Origin of the sequence: Flavobacterium zepuense (assembly GCF_007097145.1) — a bacterium.
GTDB lineage: Bacteria > Bacteroidota > Bacteroidia > Flavobacteriales > Flavobacteriaceae > Flavobacterium > Flavobacterium zepuense.
The window spans coordinates 201,616-226,073 of record NZ_VJVZ01000001.1 but is presented as its reverse complement, the minus strand read 5'-3'; the positions used below and the strand labels follow the sequence as shown (position 1 = coordinate 226,073).

The 24,458-nt window shown below is 40.5% G+C and carries 18 protein-coding genes; 14 read left to right on the top strand and 4 right to left on the bottom strand.

Annotated features, from left to right (window positions below; translation table 11 throughout):
• Positions 1-27: 27 nt before the first annotated feature.
• From FMM05_RS01050 to FMM05_RS01040, 3 genes are all read right to left on the bottom strand, one after another.
• Positions 28-933, bottom strand: a complete 906-nt coding sequence (locus FMM05_RS01050; RefSeq protein WP_235894335.1) for an AraC family transcriptional regulator — start codon at positions 931-933, stop codon at positions 28-30.
• A 132-nt stretch (positions 934-1,065) separates the two neighbouring features.
• Positions 1,066-2,577 (bottom strand): RagB/SusD family nutrient uptake outer membrane protein, encoded by a 1,512-nt coding sequence (locus FMM05_RS01045; RefSeq protein ID WP_143371481.1) that lies wholly within the window; start codon positions 2,575-2,577, stop codon positions 1,066-1,068.
• A gap of 28 nt (positions 2,578-2,605) precedes the next feature.
• Positions 2,606-5,713, bottom strand: coding sequence for a SusC/RagA family TonB-linked outer membrane protein (locus FMM05_RS01040; protein ID WP_143371480.1), 3,108 nt, complete (start codon positions 5,711-5,713; stop codon positions 2,606-2,608).
• A 782-nt stretch (positions 5,714-6,495) separates the two neighbouring features.
• On the opposite strand from FMM05_RS01040, the gene FMM05_RS01035 reads away from it, so the two are divergent.
• Together FMM05_RS01035 and FMM05_RS01030 are read left to right on the top strand one after the other, a co-directional pair.
• Complete coding sequence (locus FMM05_RS01035) at positions 6,496-8,931, top strand: beta-galactosidase (protein WP_143371479.1); 2,436 nt, start codon at positions 6,496-6,498, stop codon at positions 8,929-8,931.
• Positions 8,932-8,983: 52 nt separating this feature from the next.
• Positions 8,984-11,818, top strand: coding sequence for a sugar-binding domain-containing protein (locus FMM05_RS01030; RefSeq protein WP_143371478.1), 2,835 nt, complete (start codon positions 8,984-8,986; stop codon positions 11,816-11,818).
• 132 nt (positions 11,819-11,950) lie between these two features.
• On the opposite strand, the gene FMM05_RS01025 is transcribed toward FMM05_RS01030, so the two are convergent.
• Entirely contained in the window at positions 11,951-12,814 is an 864-nt protein-coding gene (locus FMM05_RS01025; protein WP_143371477.1) for an alpha/beta fold hydrolase, read from the bottom strand.
• A gap of 514 nt (positions 12,815-13,328) precedes the next feature.
• Here FMM05_RS01025 and FMM05_RS01020 point away from each other — a divergent pair.
• The 12 genes from FMM05_RS01020 (at position 13,329) to FMM05_RS00965 (ending at position 24,454) form a co-directional block, all read left to right on the top strand.
• Entirely contained in the window at positions 13,329-13,943 is a 615-nt protein-coding gene (locus FMM05_RS01020) for a Crp/Fnr family transcriptional regulator (RefSeq protein ID WP_235894334.1), read from the top strand.
• Positions 13,944-14,143: 200 nt separating this feature from the next.
• Entirely contained in the window at positions 14,144-14,797 is a 654-nt protein-coding gene (locus FMM05_RS01015) for a hydrolase (protein ID WP_143371475.1), read from the top strand.
• Between the two features lie 75 nt (positions 14,798-14,872).
• The gene (locus FMM05_RS01010) at positions 14,873-15,229 is read left to right on the top strand and encodes a nuclear transport factor 2 family protein (protein WP_143371474.1); all 357 of its coding nucleotides are present in this window, start codon (positions 14,873-14,875) and stop codon (positions 15,227-15,229) included.
• 75 nt (positions 15,230-15,304) lie between these two features.
• Positions 15,305-16,174 carry a pirin family protein gene (locus tag FMM05_RS01005; protein ID WP_143371473.1) on the top strand — a complete coding sequence of 290 codons (870 nt, stop codon included), beginning with the start codon at positions 15,305-15,307 and terminating at the stop codon, positions 16,172-16,174.
• 17 nt (positions 16,175-16,191) lie between these two features.
• A complete protein-coding gene (locus FMM05_RS01000; RefSeq protein WP_143371472.1) occupies positions 16,192-16,560 on the top strand; it encodes a nuclear transport factor 2 family protein in 369 nt (122 codons plus the stop codon).
• Between the two features lie 12 nt (positions 16,561-16,572).
• Complete coding sequence (locus FMM05_RS00995; RefSeq protein WP_143371471.1) at positions 16,573-16,890, top strand: MoaF-related domain-containing protein; 318 nt, start codon at positions 16,573-16,575, stop codon at positions 16,888-16,890.
• 61 nt (positions 16,891-16,951) lie between these two features.
• Positions 16,952-17,233 (top strand): GNAT family N-acetyltransferase, encoded by a 282-nt coding sequence (locus FMM05_RS00990; RefSeq protein ID WP_143371470.1) that lies wholly within the window; start codon positions 16,952-16,954, stop codon positions 17,231-17,233.
• Between the two features lie 13 nt (positions 17,234-17,246).
• Positions 17,247-17,459, top strand: a complete 213-nt coding sequence (locus tag FMM05_RS00985; RefSeq protein ID WP_143371469.1) for a (4Fe-4S)-binding protein — start codon at positions 17,247-17,249, stop codon at positions 17,457-17,459.
• A gap of 143 nt (positions 17,460-17,602) precedes the next feature.
• Positions 17,603-18,169, top strand: coding sequence for an RNA polymerase sigma factor (locus FMM05_RS00980; RefSeq protein WP_143371468.1), 567 nt, complete (start codon positions 17,603-17,605; stop codon positions 18,167-18,169).
• 303 nt (positions 18,170-18,472) lie between these two features.
• A complete protein-coding gene (locus tag FMM05_RS00975; protein ID WP_143371467.1) occupies positions 18,473-19,321 on the top strand; it encodes a FecR family protein in 849 nt (282 codons plus the stop codon).
• Positions 19,322-19,515: 194 nt separating this feature from the next.
• Positions 19,516-22,740 carry a TonB-dependent receptor gene (locus tag FMM05_RS00970; RefSeq protein WP_143371466.1) on the top strand — a complete coding sequence of 1,075 codons (3,225 nt, stop codon included), beginning with the start codon at positions 19,516-19,518 and terminating at the stop codon, positions 22,738-22,740.
• A 364-nt stretch (positions 22,741-23,104) separates the two neighbouring features.
• A complete protein-coding gene (locus FMM05_RS00965) occupies positions 23,105-24,454 on the top strand; it encodes a hypothetical protein (RefSeq protein ID WP_143371465.1) in 1,350 nt (449 codons plus the stop codon).
• Positions 24,455-24,458 lie beyond the last annotated feature (4 nt).

Here is a 24,458-nt window from a genome sequence, read left to right as displayed (position 1 = left end):
TATAATGCTATTTTACGGAGCAATAATTTATTGCTTGTATTCGGTCCTGTATTGTAGTGGCGATGCGCTCATTAATTTTTTAAAAAGCCGCGAAAAATAAAGCGGGTCATTATAGCCTAATGCGTAGCTTATTTCTTTTACACTCATAGTGGTGAAACTAAGGTACTGGCAGGCTTTCTGTATCTTTAAATGGTTGAAATAATTGATGGGGGAGTAGCCCGTGTAATTTTTAAAAAGGCTGAAAAAGTGTGAAGGTGAGTAGTTAAAATGAGCAGCCACATCGTTAATCTTTAATGGCTTTTCAAGGTGTTGCTTCATATACTCTATAATAGAGGTCTCAACAGTACTATTCTCCAGATTTTTTTTACCTTCTTCAGAAAAAAAACTGTTGAATACAAATGAATTAAGCAGCTGCCAAAGCGAGATGTTTACATACTCCAGGTTGTTTGCACTGTAGCCGCCTTCCATTACATTTATAAGGTTTTCAAAAATGCCAATGCGTCGCTCATCAAGGCCTAATACAGGCGCGCCTTCCGGCTGGAGTGATATAAATTTATCGTAAAAAAACGGTGCTTTTATGCCGGTAAAATGGAGCCAGTAAATACTCCACGGATTTTTTTTATGCGCAAAATAATGATGGCTTACCCCCGGCGGTATAATGTAAAAGGTATTGGCTGCGAGTTTTATAGTAATGGTATCCATTTGTATAGTGCCCTCGCCACTATAGCAATACATAAGAATGTGCTGCTTACTGCCGTTTTTTCTTGTTACCGAATGGTTTGCTGCTTTAGGGAAAAAACCAATATCTGTAAAATAGAGGCTGTTTATAAGCTCATTTTTTTTTACCCCTGATAGTATGTTCTTAGGGATCACTATCATGCGCTGGCCTAAAAAGCCATGTTTTACCAGCGGTATTGTTTCTGTATCCATCATTGTGCTACAGTATTATTTAGTTGATATGGGTAGTATTAATAAAAATAAGATTTTCCAGCCTGTTTGCAGAAAATAAACGCTGCAAACAGGTGAAAAATCTAACCCAAATAAACTTGTTTTTATTTTGTGTACCTAATTAATATTAGGGTTATTATCTACTTCAGATTGTGGTGTAGGGAAGTAAGAGTGCATGCCGGCATTAAAGTTTTGCTTACCCTGTTTATCGCTGTTAGCGATTTCAGTTTCCAGCAAGCCCCATCTCCTAAGGTCGTAAAACCTAAAGCCTTCGCGGGCAAATTCTATCATACGCTGGTGCCTAATTTCTGCCATCATCTGGTCTTGCGTGTAGCCCGTAGGTAAAGCGTCCAGTTGTGCCCTTAGGCGTACCATGTTTACATATTGGTAGGCATCGCCCACATTGCCCTGCTGGGTTAAAGCTTCGGCAAGCATCAACACTACATCTGCGTAGCGCATGGCTCTTTCGTTATTGCTGGATGTATAGTTTACCGCACCGCTTGTGCCTACAAGTTCATTATCCTGATTATAATTCTGGTATTTTTTTATTAACGTAGAGTAGCCAAACAGGAGCGAAAAATCGCTGAAAGGCTTGTTATAAAACGTACTACCCGGATAATCCCACGCCATGGTAGCATACATCCTCGGGTCGAAATCACCGGTTGTAGTTTGTTCCTCCTGAAATTCGTTAAATAGCTTATCTGTAAAGCTAACCTCAAACCAGCCCGATACTTCCTGAGGGGCAAATTCCTGTGCGGTAGTTACACCAAGCGCTTCGGTAGCATTTTCACCACCCCATGGGTTAGTACCGCCCACATCGGCCAGCTGTATCTCAAATACCGACTCCTGGTTGTTTTCGCTGGTTTGCAAAAAGTTGTCGCTAAAGTTTGGCATTAAACCATAATTGTAAGGTGCTGTTGTAAGCTGCTGAAATGCCATTTGCGCATTAGCCCAGTCGGCAGTATACAGGTGCGATTTACCAAGGTACCCAATAGCGGCACCTTTTGTAGCCCTGCCCCTAAATTCTGCAGTCCATTCTACCGGTAAGCCTGCAGCGGCTTCGGTAAAATCCTGTTTTACCTGTGCCCAAACATCCGCAGCAGGAGACTTTGGCGTATAATACTGGTCTTTAGTTACTGGCACAGTAAGTATAACTGGTGCATCGCCAAAGTTAATTACAAGGTTAAAATAGTTCATTCCACGCAAGAATTTAGCTTCGGCTATGTATTGGGCTTTCTGCTCGTCTGTAAGTCCCGGTACATTAGGCACGTTTTCGATAATCTGATTCGCCCTAAAAATACCCCTGTATGCAATTACCCAAACACTTGTTGCAGCGCCGTTATCGGCAGTATTAGTAAAGGTAGCAAGCTGGTAAAGGTAAGATACGTCATTTCGTATAAAAAAGTCGTCGCCACGGCCATTGGTAAGCTCTGTGCCACGAACACCCCAGTAACCGCCATCTACATTTTTAAATAACCCGTATGTGGCTGCAAGCGCCTGGTTAACATCCCTTTCGGTTTGCCAATAAATATCGGTAGTTATACCATTAGGGTTAGTTAGTTCTAACACATCATCGCTGCACGATGTTAGTGCCAGCATGATCCCTGCTATTATATATATCCGTTTCATATTCAATTTGTTTAATAATTAATATTGTTTAGAAAGTAAGCTGCACGCCGGTTGAAATTGTCCTGGCTAATGGGTAGGCTACGTGGCCAAAATCAACGCCACGGTCAAATATAGATCCTGTCCTTCCCAAATCAGGGTTATACCCTTTGTATTTAGTAAAGGTGGCAAGGTTATCGGCACTTAGGTAAATACGTAATGACGAAATACCTATTTTAGAGTTAAGTGTTGAAGGTAGTGTATACCCTATTTGTAATGTTTTAAAACGCAGGTACGATCCGTTCTCTAAAAAGCGTGTAGATGTCCTGTTGTTTAAGTTAGGATCGCTTGATATTACCCTTGGCATGTCTGTATCGGTATTCTCGGGTGTCCATGCGTTTAGCACAGATGTAGAATAATTATATGTAAGGTTCGTGCTTTCTAAGTCTTGGCGTAAACCGTTATATATTTTATTACCGCTTGTACCCTGAAAGAATACGTTTGCATCAAAATTGCCGTAAGCAAGGTTAAACCCAAAGCCATATTCAAACTTAGGGAACGGGCTGCCGCTGTAAACCCTGTCATTATTATCTATAATGCCATCGCCGTTTTTGTCAAAAAATTTAACATCGCCGGGTGCTGCATTAGGCTGTATAGGTGCTCCGTTAGGGCCAACATAATTATCTACTTCAGCCTGGGTCTGAAAGATGCCTTCGTCTCGTATAAGATAGAAACCTGATACCGGGCCACCTGCCTCGGTAACTGTTGTAGAAGCACCGTGGTGTGTAGGCTGGCCACCAAAAATTTGCTGGGTACCTGTACCAAGCTCATCTACCTTATTTTTGATAGATGTAAATGTACCGTAAACATTATAATTTAATTTACCTGCTTTGCCACCATAATTTAAGCCTAATTCTAAACCGTGGTTAGATAGTGTACCCGCATTAACCACAGGGTTACTGGTTGCACCTGCCGATCCCGGAATTGGTACATTTAAAAGAATATCGGAGGTCTTTTTATAAAAGTAATCAATATTACCTGTAAGAGAGCCATTTAGAACCCCAAAATCTAAACCAAAGTTGGTGGTTTTTGTGCTTTCCCATTTAATATTTGGCGATGAAAAAGCCGCCTGTGTAGCACCAAACCATTTGGTTTGGCCGTCTCCTAAAACGTAGTTAATGTTTGAGGCTATAGAGGCCGCGTACTGGTAATCGCCAATTTCCTGGTTACCAAGTTCGCCATACGATACCCTTAGCTTTAAGGTTGGTATAGTTTCGGCCAGTTTTTGAAAAAAGCCCTCGTTAGAGATATTCCATCCCACTGCTACCGATGGGAACGTACCGTAACGGTTGCTGCTGCCAAAACGTGAAGAACCATCGCGGCGCACACTTGCCGTTAGGGTATACCTGCTGTCAAACGAATATATTACCCTTCCTAAAACAGATAAAAGCGAACTTTCGGTAGAGTTACCACCCACGTTAGCTGTACCTGCACCGGCATCTATTTCTGCAATACCATCAGGCAGGTCGGTTTTGCTCGATGAGGTAAAGTTGTAGTTGTATTTTTGGTAGGTATAACCCGCAAGGGCCTGTATGCTGTGCTTACCAAATTCTTTAGAAAAGTTTAGGGTGTTTTCTAAAAGCACAAGTACATTCTGGCTTTTAGATTCAGAAAGATCGTTTGTAGGATGGGTAAACAGTGTACCTACTTCATACCTTTTGTAATAATCCCTTGCATGTGTGGAGTTATTGGTATACCCCAAATTCAGTTTATATTTAAGCGAAGGCAATATGCTTGCCTCTGCAAAGGCATTGACTAAGATGTTAGTATTTTCGGCAGTAATATCTTCAAGGTGAAGCTGTGCCAATGGGTTGGCCACGTTAACTACTGGACCGTAAGCACCGCCATAGCCGCCAATAGCCTCAGGATCATAAATTCCGAAAATAGGGATCATTTTTACTGCAGATCCTACCGGGTTACCGCCCTGGCCTCCCCAGCCACCGGCCATTTGTGTTTGCTTATCGCGTGAGAGGAACACCGTTTCGCCAAACCTAAAGATACCTTTTTTAGTTTCTGTCTTTACCCTGATATTGTAACGGTTAAAGTCGGTTGTCTCTACAATACCATCCTGCGTAACATAACCGCCGGATACGCTGTATTTACCGCTATCGCTACCGCCCGATACGCTCATATCATACTGCCTTATCATGGCGTCCCTGTAAATGGCATCCTGGTAGTCGGTACCTTTTCCTAAAGATTGCGGATTTTGTGCAATATCCAGCCTTGGTATGCCGGCAGCATCCTGTGCTGCATTGTTTACATTTGCCCATTGTTCGGCATTTAAAACATCCAGCTTATCTATAATTCGTTGTACACCCAGGTTGGTGCTAAGGCTAAACACCGGCTCGCCAGATTTACCCGATTTGGTTGTTACCAGCACAACGCCATTTGCAGCCCTGGATCCATATATAGCCGCTGCCGATGCATCTTTTAGCACATCTATAGACTCTATATCATTAGAGTTTAAATTGCTGATGCTGGCAACCTGTACACCATCAACAATATATAACGGATTTGCATTGTTAAGGGAACTTACCCCACGGATAAGTATCCTGCTTCCTGCGCCTGGGTTACCTCCTGATGATTCTACCGTAACACCGGCCATCCTGCCTTGTAGTGTACGGGTAACATCGCTCACACCCTGTTGTTTAAGGTCAGACCCGTTAACGTGTCCTATAGCGCCGGTAAGGTCTTTTTTCTTCACGGTACCATAACCTACCACAACCACCTCTTCCAGCTGCGTCTGGTCTTCCTCAAGGGTAATGTTAATGGTTGTTTGCCCATTTGCAGGGATTTCCTGTGTTTTAAAACCCATGTAAGAAACTACAAGCACCACATTATCTGATGATGCGGGCAGCGAGAAATTTCCATCTACATCTGTAGCGGTATTAATGCTGGTCCCTTTAATGCTAACGGTAGCACCGGGTAGGGGCATACCATCGCTTTTAGATATTATTTTACCGGTTATAGGCTCCTGTAAAATGCTAATTGTTGGTACATCCGCAACATGTGCAAGCATTGGGGCTGTAGAAAGTAATGATGAAGCTACGAGGACGCTCCACTTTACTTTTCGCAAGTTCAAATTGTACTTTTTTTTCATAATTAATGTTAGAGTTTTGGTATGGTTATTATTCACTTCACTGATAATCGGAGAAACTAAAACGATTGCGTAATTTTAGAAAAAAATATTTTGTATTAAAAGCCCATAGTATGGATTATACTATTCTAATTATGGATAATTAATTATTTTATTAATAAAATAACGCAACAATAAATATTGATTGTTCTTTTTTTTATGTATTTTATTGTGTATATATCAAAGGTATATGATTTTGTTAACAGACAATACCGGTAGCTACCAGTTTAATTGCTTTACCTACCAGTTTTATTTTTTTAAAGGATTAACAAAGTCGTTCAAGTAACATTTTCATTTTTTGTATTTTGATAATCAGTTTATTAGATTTTATTTATTAAGGTTTATTGATCTCGGTTTTAAATAATACGAATTATCCCGGAGAGAAATTTTGCAGGCTTGCTGCTTAATTATAGCCATCATGGATTATAATGAGCATCCAATTAAGCATTTGTATTTTCTATCAAGTGCTATTTTTGATCACTTCTACCTGGACATTATCTATAGCTTTAAAAGATGCGGTAACTGTTATACTGTTTTTAGTATTGAAATTAGATTTACACACTATTGTATTTAGTGTACTATTACTACTGCCTTTTTATAGTATAGATAATATAATAGTCCATGACAAGCCAATTTTATTCCATTTTAAATGACAGGGTAACAGCTTTCTTTGTATAACCAAATATATTTGCATAAAAAGCTATAACGTTATAGCAAATTAAAATTAGCCCGAATAATTTACAGGTATGAATATAAAGACTTACACTATTTTTTTAGGATTGTTGTTCTCTGCTATCATGGCCAATGGGCAAACCCAATTACATGAAATTAATACCGTTGTACCCCAAAAGAAAATATACAACAATCATTTAAAGCTTGGAGGATCTAACAAAAAGGGTGATAATATTAAAGTAAACAACTTTTATATGTCGCTTAATAATAAGCCTTTTATACCCATAGCTGGCGAATTTCATTACTCCAGGTACCCAAGCCGGTATTGGGATGAATCGATAAAAAAAATGAAGGCGGGCGGTATAAATGTTATTGCCACCTATGTATTCTGGAATTTTGTAGAAGATACCGAAGGACAGTTTAACTGGAAGGGCAACAACGATTTAAGGAAGTTTATAGACCTGTGCGCTAAAAATGATATTTATGTAATACTCCGGGTTGGGCCCTTTGCCCATGCCGAGCTGCGCAACGGCGGCCTGCCCGATTGGTTAATGGGCAAGCCTTTAATGATACGCTCTAACGACCAGCTGTACCTCTCTTATGTAGAGCGGTTTTATAACGAAATTGGCAGTCAGGTAAAAGGCACTTATTTTAAAGATAATGGCCCTATTATAGGCATACAGATAGAGAATGAGTACCAGCACTCTGCTGCGCCGTGGGGTTTTTCATACCCTGGACAGCCGCTGGACTTAACAGCATCTGAAAGGGACCTTGAGGCTACGCATGAAGGGGTTAGTGTAGCTGCGGGGAATAATCCGTATGCCGATTTGGGTAACGACCACATGAAGGTTTTAAAAGCCCTTGCCCTTAAAGCGGGTATGGATACTCCCCTGTATACCGCCACGGGCTGGGGCTATGCGGCTATAATCCCTAATGAGAGCATACCGGTTACGGCAGCATATGCCTATCCGTCATGGACGGGCAATAAAGACCTTTCGCCTTTTTTCCTGTATAAGGATATGCAGGTGCACCCTGATTACGAGCCGGTGCGCTACAAACCGCAGGATTATCCTGCTTTTGCCGCAGAATTAGGCTCGGGTATTATGTCTACCTACAGCAGGAGGCCTATTGCAGAGCATAAAAGTTTTGATGCCATGATAAACAGGTGCCTGGGTGGTGGGTGCAACGGTATTGGCTATTATATGTACCATGGCGGCTCTACCCCAAAAGGCAACAATTATTTTAGTGATGAAGCCTACGGCATGCCCAAAATATCATATGATTTTCAGGCACCGATAAGCGAATACGGACAAATAAGGGAAGGCTTTCACAGGTTAAAGCTACTGCACTTTTTTATACAGGAGTTTGGCGAAACCTTTGCCCCAATGGCAACCATTCTTCCGGCAAATAATGCGACTTTAAAACAGGATAATGTAAAAGACCTTAGGTATGCGGTAAGGGCAAAAGGAAATTCAGGTTTCGTATTTATCAATAACTTTCAGGATGATGCCATTACTACCGATAAAAACAACATCCAGATAAAAATTAAAACAACTAAAGGCGATATCCTGATACCGCAATCGGGTGGGTTTTCAATCAAGTCTGAAGAGAATGCTATATTCCCTTATAACTTCAACCTTAATGGCGCTAACCTGGTGTATGCCACAGCTCAGTTGTTAACTAAAAGTGACGACGGGCAAAAACCTTATTATGTTTTCTTTACCCCTGAAGGTGTTAGTGCCGAATTTTTATTCTCAGATAAAGCCACAATACAACCCGGTGCGGGTGCGACTATCAGTAAAAAGGGCAAAGAAACATTGGTAAAATGTGCCAATGGAACTTCAGAATTTACCATAACCATTAAAGGTAAAGAAACAAAGGTTTTAGTGGTAGATAAAGCCACTGCGCTAAAGGCATACGTTGTTACTATAGATGGGCACAGGCATGTATTGTTTTCTGATGCCGTGGCATTACAGGATGGTTATACCATTAAATTCCTGAGCCATGAAAAGAACAGTTTTGATGTTTCCATCTATCCTAAAACCAACAAGAAAATAACGGCAGATGTTGGCAGTGTATCGCTAATCGCAACCACTGATATATTTACATCTATGGCCGTAACGCTTCCCAAAACCGACCCTACAGTAACAAGTAGCCATGTAGGCGAAAAGAAATATGTGGTGCACCTGCCGGAAACCCTTGGCAACCTCAACGATATAACCCTACAGGTAGATTACATTGCCGATACCGCTATGGGCTTTTTAGATGGCGAACTGATTGCCGATGAGTTTTACAAGGGCATCCCGTGGCAAATAGGCCTAAAGCAGTTTATGCCTAATGCGGCATCAAAAGATATGGTTTTGTATTTAAGGCCGCTGCATAAAGATGCTCCTTTTTTAAATGACCTGCATACCCAAAGCGTACCCGATTTTGGCACTAAAAAAGAACTGATCTCAGTTAAAGGCATTAGCCTTATACCGGAGTATCAAACAACACTGAAGTTTTTATAAAACATTACCTGTCAACAAAATATATGCACAAACACACTATATTAATTAGATTATGAAACATTTTTTTACAATTTTAATGCTCTGCCTTTTGGCATTTACTAACGGGCATGCACAACAAAGTAATATAAACCTTGCAGGAAACTGGCAATTTCAAACCGACCCCCTTGATAAAGGGATTCCTGAAAAATGGTATTTGCAAAATTTAAAAGAGCAGATTGTCCTGCCTGGCTCTATGACTACGAATAATAAGGGTAATGATGTAGATGTGAACACCCCATGGGTAGGCGGCATAGTAGATTCTTCGTATTTTACCAAACCCGAATTTGCAAAATACAGGGAAAAAGGCAATATAAAAGTTCCGTTTTGGCTACAGCCCATAAAGTACTACAAGGGTGCGGCGTGTTATCAAAAAAAAGTAAGCATACCTAAAGACTGGAAGAACAAACCGGTAGAGCTTTACTTGGAACGCTGCCATTGGGAAACCCAAATTTGGATAGACGGTACTTTTGCCGGCATGCGCAACAGCTTAGGCACGGCCCATGTTGTTGATTTGAGCAAGTTTATTACCCCGGGTGAGCATACTATAACCATAAGGGTAGATAACAGGGTTAAGGATATAGATGTGGGTCAGAATTCCCATAGTATATCAGACCATACACAGGGCAACTGGAATGGCATTATTGGTAAAATGACGCTTACGGCAAAGCCTGATATTTATATAGATAACGTACAGGTGTACCCTGACATCCATAAAAAGCAGGCAACGGTTGAAGTCACGGTTTATAACAGTGCGTCTTCGGCTAAAAACATACAGTTGCAATTGCAGGCTGCCGGAACCAATGGCAAAGCACAAAGCCTGAAACAGCACAAGCAGGATTTTAAAGCAGTACCGGGAGCTAATACATTTAAGCTTAGATATGCTATGGGCGATGCCCCGTTATTGTGGAATGAGTTTACGCCTAACCTGTACTCTTTAAACGTAGCTGTAACTCAGGGCAAGGATAAAAAGGATGAAAAGACGGCAACCTTTGGTATGCGCGAATTTAAATCGGAAGGCACACAATTTACCATAAACGGCAACCTTACATTTTTGCGCGGTACGCTGGAGTGTGCCGAGTTCCCTAAAACTGGTTTTCCGCCAATCGATGAGGCGTCGTGGACAGAGATATTTGCAAAAATACGTTCGTACGGGCTTAACCATGTGAGGTTCCATTCGTGGTGCCCTCCCGAAGCGGCTTTTACTGCCGCCGATAAGCTTGGCTTTTACCTGCAAATAGAATGCTCATCGTGGGCTAACCAGGGTGCGGTAATTGGCGATGGCAAGCCATTAGATAAGTTTATTTATCAGGAAAGTGCCGATATTGTAAAAGATTACGGTAACCACCCATCATTTTGCATGATGACCTACGGTAACGAGCCCGCGGGCAAGAACCATGTACAGTGGCTTACCGATTTTGTAAAATACTGGCAGGCAAAAGATGCACGCAGGTTATATACTACAGGTGCAGGATGGCCAGTTATTGCGGAAAGTGATTACAATTCCACTCCCGATCCGCGCATACAGCAATGGGGGCAGGGCACTAAAAGCATCATAAACAGTAAGGCACCATCTACCGATTATGATTGGGCAGATATCATTAAACCCTATAAAATACCAACCGTAAGCCACGAGATAGGGCAATGGTGTGTATACCCCGATTTTAATGAAGTTAGCCAGTATGACGGTATCCTAAAAGCTAAGAACTTTGAAATTTTTAAAGATAAGTTACAGGAAAACGGCCTGGGCGACCTGGGCTCTAAATTCTTATACGCCTCGGGTAAATTGCAGGCACTATGCTATAAAGCAGATATAGAAGCGGCCCTGCGTACCAAAGGTTTCGCTGGTTTTCAGCTGCTTGGGCTGTATGATTTTCCGGGTCAGGGTACAGCTTTGGTTGGGGTGCTAAACCCCTTCTGGAAAGACAAAGGCTACATTACCGCTACCGAATACAGCCACTTTTGTAATGATGTAGTGCCGCTGGCACGTTTTAAAAAACTGGTGTTCCTTAATAACGAAAGCATGCATGCTGATATAGAGATAGCGCAGTTTAGTGCAGCTACCCTTACAGATGTGATGCCGGAGTGGCAAATTAAAAATGATAAAGGCACGGTGCTTTTTAAAGGGCAGCTTGATAAAAAGAACATCCCTTTAGGTAATACCATACCCCTTGGCGCAATACAGCAGGACCTGAGCACCATTAAAGAGCCGGCAATGCTTACACTTACCGTTAAAGTGAAAGACTACGCTAATAGTTGGGACTTTTTTGTGTACCCGGCCCAATTGACTGATGTAAAGGATGTTTACGTAACCCATACTATTGATGATAAAGCAAAACAACTGCTAAATAAAGGCGGCAAAGTATTGCTTACCCTTAAAAAAGACAGCTTAGCAAAAGATATGGGAGGCGATATTGCCATAGGTTTCTCCTCTATATTCTGGAACACGGCCTGGACGGGTGGGCAGCCGCCGGTAACGCTGGGCATTCTTTGCGATCCTAAAAACCCGGCGCTGGCACAGTTCCCCACGCAGGAATACAGTAATTTTCAGTGGCAGGATGCAATGTCGCATTCCGGTGCTATAGAGCTAAATAAGGTAGCAAAAGGCTTGCAGCCTATTGTAAGGGTTATAGACGACTGGGTAACGGCACGTTCTTTAGGGATTGTTTTTGAATGCAAGGTGGGTAATGGTAAGCTAATGGTTTCGGGTATCGATCTGCTAACCGATGCAGCAAACCGCCCCGAAGCAAAACAGTTACTATACAGCCTAAAAAAATACATGGCTCAGGATAATTTTAAACCATCGCAGCCGGTAGATATAAATGCTGTTATGGCTTTATATAAAAAGTAATGTAGGTAATATGTATCTGTAAATAGCTCATAATTAAGGTTTAAAAACCTTCGGCAATTATTACCGAAGGTTTTTTCCATTAGTAAAAAGCTGTATTAAATACATATTTTGATGCTGTTCTTATAACAAATATTACAAATTTTGCATAAAATCCCTAATGTTTGCTATAATATTGGCACTTTCTTCCTCAAGTGCAAAATGCCCGGTATCATAAATATGGTAATCAACTTTTTTTACATCTTTTAGATAGGCTTCCGCACCAGGCTCAGGAAAGAACGGATCGTTCTTACCCCATGTAATTAGTAGGGGTGGCTGGTTATCCCTTAGGTATTTTTGCCATTTAGGGTATAGTTTTACGTTGTTTTGGTAGTCAAATATCAGGTTTAGCTGCGCCTGGTGGTTACCCGGCCTCGAAATTTTAAAGTAATCAAGGTTCCAGTTGTCAGGGTTTATATGCTCAGGGTTTTTAGTGCCATGAGTATACTGCCATTTAATGCCTTCCAGTGTAAACATTTCATGTATAGGTTGCTCATTTTCAGTAGTTCGGCTCTTCCAAAAGTTTTTAGTAGCATCGAAACCCGGACTAAGGCCCTCTTCATAAGCATTGCCATTTTGTACTATTAAAGCCTTAACCCTTTCAGGATGTGCAGTAGCGATCCTGTAGCCTACAGGTGCCCCATAATCCTGAACCATAAGGGTATAGGTGGTAAGGTTTAAGCTTTCTAACAGTTCATCTATTACCTTTGCAATGGCATCAAAACTGTATTCAAATATGTCCGGCAAAGGGAAGTCGCTTTCTCCAAACCCCGGATAATCAGGCGCAATGAGGTGATAATCATCACATAACTCCGCTAAAACCTCCCTGTACATATGCGATGATGTAGGGAAACCATGCAATAATACAATAGTTTCGTTAGCCGGATCGCCTGATTCTCTGTAAAATATGTTTATATCCCTTACTTTTTTATATTTGTAACTTACCCTGTTCGTTTTCATAAATTTAATTTTAAGAATGTTATAGATGTCTAATAAACCCTCTAATATTTCACTTTTGGACTTTGAGATTGCAAAATGTTTTGCAGGCTTTTAGTCAAATTTAAAGTTTGAATCGCAGCAAAATTTTGAACAGCATCCATAGGTATCAATTTTATATAGGCATAAACTCTTATAAAATAATTCAAATAAAAAGCCTTATCTTTAAGGTGTTGAAAAACAGTATTTTAAACTATTAGACCATAAAATTTTTCACGATATATCGTAATTTTAATCACGATTTGTAAAACAATAGCATTTATATTATAATTGCCTGTGTATTTACGCGTGATTTTAAATTAAGCGTTTCATTTATCGTTACCAATTGCCATTTTTCATCAGGGGCACTTAGTTGGGTAGGTCGTATTATAACCTCTATAACAAAGTTGCAATTTACCGGCCGATAAATATTAATGTAGGAAATTGCTTAAATAAAATTCATCCGGCAGAATAAGCGTTCCCTGATACGTATCGAAAAATGTCTAATTTACCAAAGGAGGAGAAAATAATGGACCAATTATTTGATTACATAAACAATTATGCACCAAATGGAATCTCTCAGGCTGATTTTGAGCTGTTAAAAGGCTATTTTACTCACAAGAAATTAAGGAAAAGGCAATATTTCCTACAAGAGGGCGATGTATGTAAGCATTTTGCATTCGTCCTTAAGGGTGCTATGCGCCAGTATACCATTGATGACAAAGGTACCGAGCATATTGTACAGTTATCTGTAGAAAACTGGTGGGTAGGCGACCGGGAAAGCTGGACAATGCTAACACCATCTATTTATAATATAGATGCCTGGGAGGATACAGAACTGCTCCTCGTAACCAGGGCTGCCACGCTCGAACTATTGGACAGGTTTCCTGCGTTCCGCGAAATGACAACCGTGTTAGATGAAAAGAACAATATTGCTAACCAAAGAAGGATAACATCATCTATAAGTGCCAGTGCAGAAAAGCGCTACACTAATTTTATAGAATGTTATCCCAGCTTATTAGAGCGTTTCCCACAGCATATGATAGCCTCTTATCTGGGTATTACTAAAGATACCTTAAGCAGGGTAAAGCGCCAGTTGCTCTATAAAGAATAAACAAATAGTAATGATATAATTAGTAGACTTAGGTCTACTTTTTTTTTCGTCATATGTCATCTTACATCTTTTTTGTAAACATGAAATTTGTAATAAATCCAAATGTCTTTCTGCAGATTTCTGATTAGTGATACGCGCCGAACTATAAATGGACAGGATTAAATTTCATTTAAATTAACAACCATTAAATATTTAATCACATGCAAAAAAGTATTAAAACAGGGCTTGAGGCCTTATTACGCCCGGAAGACAGTATTGTAGTATTGATAGACCACCAGCCTTTTCAATTCGCTAATCTTAACAGCCACGAGCCAACTATGATTATTAATGCCGTAGCAGGACTCTCTAAAGCGGCAAAAGTTTTTAACGTTCCAACCATTCTTACAACGGTTATAGAAGAACGCGGTGGCCTGATAATTAAACAGATACAGGAAATATTTCCAGAGCAAAAACCAATTAACCGTACGTTAATAAATACCTGGCAGGATCCTAATGTTACCGATGTAGTAGCAAAAACCGGCCGCAAACAACTAATAATTGCGGGCTTATGGACAGAGGTTTGTGTGGCTATGCCTGCTATCCAGGCTGCTGCCGAAGGTTATGATGTATTTGTTGTTACAGATGCATGCGGAGGAGCATCGGCCGAAGCGCACGATATGGCAGTACGCCGCATGGTACAGCATGGTATTACGCCTATTACCTGGATGGCAGTGGCATCGGAATGGCAGCGTGACTGGGCTCGTACTGAAACTGCAATTAACTTAGGCCCGGTACTTATAGACCATGCCGGCGCAACAGGAGTGGCTTTTGCGTGGGAACTGCAATTACTGGCTACACCGGTACCGGCTAACTAATACTATTATTAAATCAACATCCTGTTCAATTCAGGGTGTTGATTTTATTTAAGTTCAAACTTTACCCATTAAAATATGAACAGCGAAGCAGCACAAGTAATGGAAGATAACCTTAACCGGGTATGGAATGAAAGATATCCGGGTAACAGGTTAAAGGCCATAGAAAAAATTTACGTTACAGATGCAAATTTGTACCACGTAGGAGATGAGGTAACAGGGTATAACGCAATTAATGACAGTGTAACTGCCACATTAAATCATTTGCCGCCCGATTTTGTATTTACCCAACTTAAACCGGTAATAATTAACAACAATTTAGGCAGGCTTATTTGGGGGGCAGGCCCAAAGGGGCAACCGCCTGTTGCTACAGGAATGGATATTGCCCATTTTAAGGATGGTAAAATTAAGTCTTTATACGTGTTTCTTGATTAATATAAAGTCAAAAGTGCCAGGAGGGTACGTTTATTAATCTTCCTAAAAGGGGGCAACATTTAAAAAATATCATTTATGAAAAAGAAAGTAATCTTTTCAACCAAAGGGCAACGGGCCGATATTGGAGATATTACCATTTATCGCATCCTTGCTAACAGATATGCCAATAAAGTGGGCTCTTTTGTGTTTTTAGACCATGTAGCACCAAAATTGCAAGCCCAGCCAAACAATAATGGCACAGGTGCGCACCCACACCGGGGTATAGCTACCCTTACTTATGTAATTGATGGCGAAGTGGAGCATCTTGATAGTATAGGTAACCGGCAAAGGGTTCACTCAGGAGGTATCCAGTGGATGAAGGCCGGGAATGGGATCATTCATGACGAATCGTTAAGCTATGATTCTAAACACGAAAGCAAACTCATCCATGCCTTTCAGTTCTGGATCAATCTGCCATCAGATATAAAGGCTCAAAAACCGGAGTATCTGGCAATACAGGGTAACGACGTACCGGTAAAAGAGTTTGATGATAACGGCGGCTGGCTAAAAGTTATCCTGGGGCAATATGATGGCTTGGCTTCAGAAATACCAAACTACCTTCCGCAGTTCCTGTACCACGTTCATTTAGAGCCCGGAAAGCAATTTGTACACGAGTTTGATAGTAATTTAGAAGTTGCAGCGTTTCTGCCATCACAAAATATAACAGTTAACGATACGCTGTTTAATGCGGGCGAGATTCTGCTCTTTGATAAAGAAAATGGCAGTATAGAAATAAGAAATACGTTAACCGAAGCTGTTGATATTTTACTCTTTGGAGGGGAAGAATACATAGAAACTATAGTTGCCGAAGGCCCGTTTGTAATGAACACACAATCAGGCATAGCCGAAGCCTATAAAGATTTTTATGCCGGAAAATACGGTACAATTAAAATTAACAGGCAATAAGCAAAAAATAGAATAAAATGACAAATAAAGAAATTGTGCTTAAAGCAATGAACGAATTGTTTCACGAAAAAGATAGTGAGGCCATAGCGCGTTATTGGCATGAGGATTATAAGCAACACAATCCGGGAATGACAGATGGCCATGAGGGGCTCAAAAATTTGCTTCCTGCTTTAGATGCTAATTTTAAATGGCAACCGGGAATAATTGTTGAGCAGGGCGATATTGTTATTACCCATAGCCTGGTTAATGGCTGGGGGCCGGTACCGGTAATAGTGGCTGATATCTTTAGGCTGCAAGGCGGAAAAATTGCCGAACACTGGGATGTGGTACAGGAGGAAGTCCCGGCATCAAAATCGGCCAGTGGCCATGCCATGACATCATTTTAATGTATCTGAAAAATGAAAAATAACCTAACTGGTAATACGTACAAAATGGAGACTGAATTTTTAAAAGTCAGGCTTTTTTTTGAGTCAGATAATTCTCTTGTATTTACAATATTGGATGGAGATTTAACAGCAATAGGCCACACCGAAAAAGTTGAAACCACCATTGCAGAAATTCGCCCAAATGTGTATATGGTTGCATGGAAAGAGATATCCGGTGCCACGGTAACACATGTGGAAGACCATGAAAATGGCATTGTATACAGTAATGCAACCTTGCCAAATGGTGGTTTTTATACAATGAAAGGTACAATAAGGCCCTTCCGCGACTAAGAATTGTACGCGATTTAAAATTTGTTATCTTAAGGGTCAGTAAAAATAAAATTAAAAAACTATGGAAATATTATTAAAAGAACAAGAATCTAAAGGATTTGCATTAGCACTGGAAAACGGAAAAAAGGCAGGGGCAATGACTTATTCTATCGCAGGAGAACACCTGATTATTATTGACCATACCGAAGTTGAGCCGGAACATAACGGCAAAAGCGTAGGTAAACAAATGCTTTATAAGATAGTAGATATGGCACGGGAAAAAAATATAAAGATTATTCCACTATGCCCCTTTGCCGCAGCTATGTTTAAAAAAACAGAAGATATTCAGGATGTATTAAAATGATAACTACACAATTATGGAAATTACAAAAGAATACCAAAAGGATAATTTAACCGTAATATGGGAGCCAAAAAAATGTATTCATGCAGGGGTTTGTGTAAAAACGCTGCCCAGGGTTTATAATCCTAAGGCCACCCCGTGGATTACCTGCGATAACGCATCGGTAGAGGCCTTAAAACGCCAGATAGATGCCTGCCCGTCCGGAGCATTAACGTATAGGGAATCCTGAGTTACATTTTGCGTGTAGCATTTTAAGTTAATTTCCTGCCGATTGAAAATGCAGCATATTATCAAATTATTAAATTACAATCAATGAGAGCTTTGCACATAGGATTAAAGTAATTTTACTTTGTTTTTTCTATTACCCAAGCCATGAAAACCAACCTTATAAAAGGCCTACGTGAGGGAGACCACTCCAGTTTTAAAGAGATATACAACCAATACCATTTTAAGGTATATCTTTTTACGAACCGCTTTACCCAGCAGGAGGCCGATACCGAAGATATTGTACAAAATGTTTTTATACACCTGTGGAACTACCGCAATAATATTTCGCCCGATGCAGTTTTAGATGCAGTGCTCTTTAAATCATCAAAGCAGGAAGTTTCAAGGTGGTATAAAAAGCAGGAAACATTTCCTGCCCTGGCCGGAGACGGGCTGCGGGAAGATGAGGATGAAGAATACGAATCGGACGAAGAGATAGCCCTTCAGCTTGAACAGATAAGCCTCCTTTTAGACCAGATACCGGAAAAGAGGAAAAAGATATTTACCCTTAATAAATTTGAGCAGCGCAGCTACAAAGAAATTGCCGACGAAATGTCTATGACCCCTACAGCGGTTGCCAAGCAAATTTCTAAAACCATCAGCTATCTTAAACAACATGGTTCTCACGAAAAAGCCCTTATTTGGTTTAGTATCACAATGTTTTTTGATAATTAATTACACTTCAATGTTTTAAGAGAAAAATAAAAATCTGTCAGGGCCTTTTTTACAATTACATAACATTTACGGGCCAGCCAAAATTTTAAAATTATTTACGTTTTTTAAATCTATACAAAACACCCTTATTTTAGTGGTGTTTTTTGTTTTTATACCCTTTATCAGGGAGTTTTTTGCCGTTAAGAAACCATTAAGGTTCATTTTAGGCAGGGATATTTTGCACCATCAAATCCTATTATATAGTAGAAGGGCACTTAATATATCAACCAGGCCCAACCGGAACTACTTAACATTATTTATTAAATGGGATTAAAAGAGCTACAGGACAAATGGAATGCAACGCCGGATAAAGGAATACTCCCCTTAAGCACAAAAACGCGCATGTGGGAAAGTATAGAAGCGGCAACCATAGCAAAACGCCGCCGTAAAACATATCAGTGGCTTGCAGCAGCCTGTATGCTACTATTGCTATCAGTAAGCACATATTACTTTTTAAATACACCACAGGCAAATGCTAATATAGTGGTAACGCATACCTACCCGGGCGATATAAGGCTGTTGCGCCTGCCGGATGGCTCCCGTGTTTGGGTTAACCAAAATACAATAATAGAATACCCTGAAGTTTTTGAAGGTAATACAAGGAACGTCACCCTTACCGGCGAAGCCTTTTTTGAAGTAGCAAGAGATGAATCTAAACCTTTCATCATTACGTCAGGCAACATTACCACAACGGTATTAGGAACATCGTTTAGTGTGGCATCGTATAAAAATAATTCGGCTATGGTATCTGTTCATAGCGGTAAGGTAAAGGTAGAGGGTAAACAAAATAAGGTATTCCTTGTAAAAGGTAATGCTGCCATATACCGCCCGGCTACTAACATGCTGCAAAAAAACACCGTACCTGTATGTGAGCCCAACTGGAAAAAATCACTTATAGATATTGACGGACTTACTTTACAACAAGTAATAGCGCAACTTAACAAGGTTAAAGCTTTTAATGTAGAGTATGCTAATGATGGACTTAAAGAATTAAAAATTAAAGGTATCCTGGACTCAAGGCAGGGTTTTGAAGCCATGTTGCAAACCATTGCTTTTGCGCTGGAGGTAAAAATTGAGCCCCACGGCCCAACTACGTACCGTATTAGCAGATAAGCCCACTTAAAATAGAGTAATACTTACACTTTCGTAAACTACAAATTTACGTTAGCAGGAGCGCCTCTGCCTTTAGTTAATGTTATTTTAAATTAATAAAATTTTGATAATCAATAAAATAATACTTATCACACTATAAATTTTAATACAAAACGATAACCCTTTTTAATTAACAACAGACACAAATAAACGTTATGAACCATGCCCTTTCAAGGCGATTTCCTAAGTATTTCTGGATATTGCTTTTACTTTTTAACCTTACTAATCTATTTGCACAATCCGGTACGGTATCGGTAGATTATAACAATGCCACACCGGCCGAGATTATAAAAAACCTGGAGTCAAGAACTCCTTACCGCTTTGTGTACCCGGAAAGCCTTGACCTAACAGGCTCTAAAATAACTTTAAAGAAAGAAAATGTATCTATAGATGAGGTATTAAAAGAACTTCAGGCTGCTACCGGCCTTAATTTCAGGCGAACAGAAAACAACATAGCCGTAAATAAAAAACAAGTTACCAAAAAGCCGGGAAAGGTAGCAGGAAAGGTGGTTGATGCTACCGGCCTTTCCTTACCTGGCGCATCAATACGAGTAATAGGGACAGGTTTCTCTGCGGTGTCAGATATCGATGGCAATTACAGCATTAGCCTGGAGCCGGCCGACTATGCCATAGAGGTAAGTTTTATGTCCTTTCAAACACAAAATATTACAGGGGTAAAGGTTACAGAAAACAATGTAACATCGCTTAATGTTGCCCTTAAAGAAGATGCGCAATCGCTTAATGAGGTTATTATTACCCAAACCTACCAAAAAGCTACAGCTTCTACAGAGGGTATGCTGCTGGAGCAAAAGAAAGCCGCACAAATGTCAGACGGTATTTCTGCCGAGCAGATATCAAGGACACCAGATAGGGATGTGGGCGCTACCTTAAAGCGTATTAACGGGGTAACCACAGTAGATGACCGCTTTGTGGTAGTACGCTCTATGGGCGAACGCTGGAACCAGGCTGTGATGGATGGCGTTAACCTGCCTAGTACCGACCCGGTGCAGCAACAGTTTAATTTTGATATCATACCTACATCAATGGTAGAGAGCGTAGTGGTAAGTAAAAATGCAACGCCTGATATGTATGCCAATTTTGCCGGTGGCCATGTAGAGGTAAGAACCAAATCGATACCTAAAGAAGACTTTACATTCCTCTCCATAGGGTCATCCCACAACAGCCGCAGTACATTTAAGGACAGGTTAACGAAAGAAAAGGGTGGTGCCGATTATTTAGGTTTTGATGATGGTACAAGAAGCTACCCGTCTAATCTTCAAAATATACCGTTGCCGGAAAGCGAGGCAGAATCAGGGCCTTTTATTGAGCAATCTAAAAGGTTTACCAAAGATAATTTTACAACCTATAAAACAAACAGCCAACCCGGAAGCTCATTTCAGTTTGCGGTAGGCCGTTCTTACGATATTAAAGATAAAGACCGTTGGGGTTTTGTAGGATCATTAATTTTTAGGAATACCCAGGAAAAACTTGAAATAGAGCATAGTGAAAGAGGAAGCCTTATGCATAACACACGGTATTTATCAGGTCCTGAGGGAGGTTATAATACATTAGAGCAATTTGGCTTTAAAAACACGGGAGCTTCCTACTCGTACAATTCTACTTTAGGGGGTATGTTTAATGCAGGGGTACAGTTTGGCAACCATAAAATTACGCTGCGTAATATTTACCTGCACATATACGATAGCCAGCTTACCCAAATAACGGGCTGGAACTTTTATGCCGATGATGTTAGTGAGATAGTTAGTGGTACAGACCTGCCTTTTACAGAGGAAACTACTTACCCGGTATACCAAACTTTTATGCAGAATAAAATTGAAGGCGAACACCTTTTTGGCAAGCTTGAGGTAAACTGGTTCCTGGCATATGGCAGTATTGATAAAGATACTAAAGATGTAACTTTTACAAGAAAACAACGCACAAAAGTGGGTGATGATGTATTGCTGTTTATACCGCTATATAACTCGGATACTAATGTTTTTACCCGTGGTAATTTTACCAACGAAGAAAAAAATTATAATGCTGCGCTAAATTTTAAATACCCCTTTAATTTTTCAGATACTTTTTTAAACGATGTTAAAGCAGGGTATTTTGGTACATATAAAAAAGCTTCTAACCAGCAAATTAAAAACTCATTAATGGTAGTTGGCCAGGACGCCGACAGGGCAAATGTATACCTGCCAGAGACACAATTACTGGATGGCTCTCATTACGGCTGGGGGCAGTTTGGATGGCAAAAGTTTGGCGGATTTGGCAACAGGTACGTGGGTGATGTAAAAATACACTCTCCCTTTATAATGTTAGATAATAAAGTAGGCAAATTAATACGGCTGGTATGGGGGGTAAGGGCAGAAAGCTTTGTATACACCCAAATTGAAAACCAGGCAGATGACGCTTTAGGATTTGAAAAAATACAGCCCGATGAAAAGGTTTGGCAATACCTGCCTTCGGCTAACCTTACAGTAAGCCCAACATCAAAAACAAACCTGCGCGCAGGGTACCACAGGTCGGTACTGCGCCCGCAATTTTCAGAAAGGCTTAGTGTTCCTTATAAAGATCCTGTAAGGAATGCGCTGGTACTTAATTATGGTGGATTGGTTTCTACTACTGTAGATAATTATGATCTAAAGGCCGAATGGTTCCCATCACGCGGTGAGATAGTATCGGTTGGGGTGTATCGCAAAAATATTAAAGACCCTATAGAAGCCATTACATTTATTGGTGGCGATGGCGGATCGCGAAGTATTTTGAATATGAATTCGCACAGCGCCAAAGTGAGGGGAATTGAAATGGAGGTATATAAAAACCTTACTTTTTTAGGAGAAGGTGAAACGTTAAAAGATATCTACCTGTATGGTAACGCATCATTTAATAAAACAAAAGTAACCGGGTATGTAAACCCGGATGGAACAGGGGATACCTATGAGGCAAACCGCCCGCTGTATGGGCAATCGCCTTACACCTATAATTTAGGTTTAGATTATATAGGCAACCGTTTTGGGTTTAGCATACGCCACAATGCCACGGGCGACCAATATATACTGGTAGGGTTTGATTATGATGCCGAAGAGATTAGGATGCCATATTCTGTTACTGATGCTCAGGTAAGCTACAGGTTTTTAAAAGACCGTAACCTGGAGTTTAAAGTTGGGGCGCGTAACCTGTTTGACAGTGCTATTGAAACCTACAACAACGGTAACAGTTACAGGGTGGGTATTGAAGGAGAATATGGCAGGAACCCCAGGGAACAGTTTGGCCTCGTGCCGGGAACCGGTAACAAGTATGATGAGGGAACCGATAGGAAATTATTTAAAGCCTGGAACGGCAGGACAATAAACCTTACGTTAAATTACACATTTTAAATGGTAATAGGTAGTAGCCGGTTAAGGCTATATGGGCAACTTGCATTTATTAAATTAAGTAACAATGTTAATGAGCCGGAGGTACGGAATATTCGTTAAAAGGAGCCACTGCAAAAGCAAAGGCATTTAAGGATTCATCACCTTCCTGAAACATGGCAACGTTATTAAATTATGTTTTGCAACACTCTTTCACATAAAAACCCTGATAGTGAAAGCAGGAAGTTAGGGATAAGTACCTGGTGGTAAACAGATGGCTTATTATACACTTACCAAAAAAGCGAAAGCCCCAAGGGAGAAAAATTTGCTGCTCTCCCCTAAGGCTCTAAAATCTAATAGCAGCAAATGTAATTATAATTTAGATAATATGAAAAAATTATTTATGTTCGCTATGTCAGCGCTACTGCTGGTTTCATGTGATAAAGATGAAACAGCTGCCGATTCTTCTTTCGAAATGGAGGCTTCAGTTGCCGATTACGCTGCTGCATCATTATTACCTAAAACAACGGTATCGGGTGCAATTACAACTAACACCACCTGGGATAACGACCACGTATGGGTATTAAGCGGTATAGTGCGTGTTACAGCAGGTACATTAACTATAGAGCCGGGTACTTTTATAATTGCAGATGCTTCGGTTTCCGGTACTACAGGTGTACTTGTAGTTTCTAAAGGTGGTACTATCAACGCGGTTGGTCTTAACCCGGATGGTTCATGTAACCCAATTGTATTTACAAGCTCTAAACTTTTAGATAATAATGCTGCTACAACTGCCGTAACCGGCGATTTTGGTGGTGTTGTTATTTTAGGTGAGGCTCCTGTTAACACTGGTACTACTACTAACAGGATTGAAGGCCTTAATACCGATACGCCTGCTGCCGACTTTGAATATGGCGGTAACATACCTGCAGATAACTCTGGTACATTACGTTATGTGCGTATAGAGTTTGCCGGCCGTGTAATTGGCGATCCGGAATTAGGTAACGAAATTAACGGCCTTACTTTAGGCGGTGTTGGTAGCGGTACTACTATTAACCACATACAGGTAACTTATGGCAGGGATGATGCATTTGAATTTTTTGGAGGAACAGTAAATGCAAGCCACCTTGTAGCTTTTGGACAGGATGATGACGCTTTTGACTTTGACCTTGGTTATACCGGTACAATAAACAAAGCAATTGCCATTGCTAACAGGAACTCTACACACAGCTTAAGTGGTGGTAACCCTGATTCTAACGGTATAGAGCTTGATAATAACGCTGGTGGTACATCTACTTCTATCATAACCCGCCCGGTTATTACAGATCTTAGTATTCTAGGCTATAAAGCTATACCAACCGTAACTGCTCAAAAACTTGAAAACGCTATACACGTACGCAGGTTGGGTCAAATTAACCTTACTAACGCAAGCGTTTCTGGTTATGAAACAGGTATAAGGTTCGATTCGCCTTCATTAAGGTCAGATTCATTCTTAGGTAATATGCGTGTTCATGCATTTACAACCATTATTTTACCTGTAGGTTCAAGCTTAGGTACAGGTGGTGCTGCTCCATCTACACTTGCATCTGCAAATACATGGGGAACAGGATCTTACCAGCCTTTCTATAACGAGGCAAGCTTTAGTCTTGCTGCTGGTACAACCGGTGCTTTTGCTAACGAGCCTAACTGGACAGATTGTTGGACAAAATGGAACGGTTTTACAACTATTTACGAATAGTATT

Excerpts from the sequence above, each read along its gene's own strand:
- FMM05_RS01020 (WP_235894334.1), top strand. The coding sequence starts at position 13,329 with ATGTCTAATTTACCAAAGGAGGAGAAAATAATGGACCAATTATTTGAT.
- FMM05_RS01035 (WP_143371479.1), top strand. The coding sequence starts at position 6,496 with ATGAATATAAAGACTTACACTATTTTTTTAGGATTGTTGTTCTCTGCT.
- FMM05_RS00990 (WP_143371470.1), top strand. The coding sequence starts at position 16,952 with ATGGAAATATTATTAAAAGAACAAGAATCTAAAGGATTTGCATTAGCA.
- FMM05_RS00970 (WP_143371466.1), top strand. The coding sequence starts at position 19,516 with ATGAACCATGCCCTTTCAAGGCGATTTCCTAAGTATTTCTGGATATTG.
- FMM05_RS00995 (WP_143371471.1), top strand. The coding sequence starts at position 16,573 with ATGAAAAATAACCTAACTGGTAATACGTACAAAATGGAGACTGAATTT.
- FMM05_RS01050 (WP_235894335.1), bottom strand. The coding sequence starts at position 933 with ATGATGGATACAGAAACAATACCGCTGGTAAAACATGGCTTTTTAGGC.
- FMM05_RS00985 (WP_143371469.1), top strand. The coding sequence starts at position 17,247 with ATGGAAATTACAAAAGAATACCAAAAGGATAATTTAACCGTAATATGG.
- FMM05_RS01005 (WP_143371473.1), top strand. The coding sequence starts at position 15,305 with ATGAAAAAGAAAGTAATCTTTTCAACCAAAGGGCAACGGGCCGATATT.
- FMM05_RS01015 (WP_143371475.1), top strand. The coding sequence starts at position 14,144 with ATGCAAAAAAGTATTAAAACAGGGCTTGAGGCCTTATTACGCCCGGAA.
- FMM05_RS01025 (WP_143371477.1), bottom strand. The coding sequence starts at position 12,814 with ATGAAAACGAACAGGGTAAGTTACAAATATAAAAAAGTAAGGGATATA.
- FMM05_RS01000 (WP_143371472.1), top strand. The coding sequence starts at position 16,192 with ATGACAAATAAAGAAATTGTGCTTAAAGCAATGAACGAATTGTTTCAC.
- FMM05_RS00980 (WP_143371468.1), top strand. The coding sequence starts at position 17,603 with ATGAAAACCAACCTTATAAAAGGCCTACGTGAGGGAGACCACTCCAGT.
- FMM05_RS01040 (WP_143371480.1), bottom strand. The coding sequence starts at position 5,713 with ATGAAAAAAAAGTACAATTTGAACTTGCGAAAAGTAAAGTGGAGCGTC.
- FMM05_RS00965 (WP_143371465.1), top strand. The coding sequence starts at position 23,105 with ATGAAAAAATTATTTATGTTCGCTATGTCAGCGCTACTGCTGGTTTCA.
- FMM05_RS00975 (WP_143371467.1), top strand. The coding sequence starts at position 18,473 with ATGGGATTAAAAGAGCTACAGGACAAATGGAATGCAACGCCGGATAAA.
- FMM05_RS01030 (WP_143371478.1), top strand. The coding sequence starts at position 8,984 with ATGAAACATTTTTTTACAATTTTAATGCTCTGCCTTTTGGCATTTACT.
- FMM05_RS01045 (WP_143371481.1), bottom strand. The coding sequence starts at position 2,577 with ATGAAACGGATATATATAATAGCAGGGATCATGCTGGCACTAACATCG.
- FMM05_RS01010 (WP_143371474.1), top strand. The coding sequence starts at position 14,873 with ATGAACAGCGAAGCAGCACAAGTAATGGAAGATAACCTTAACCGGGTA.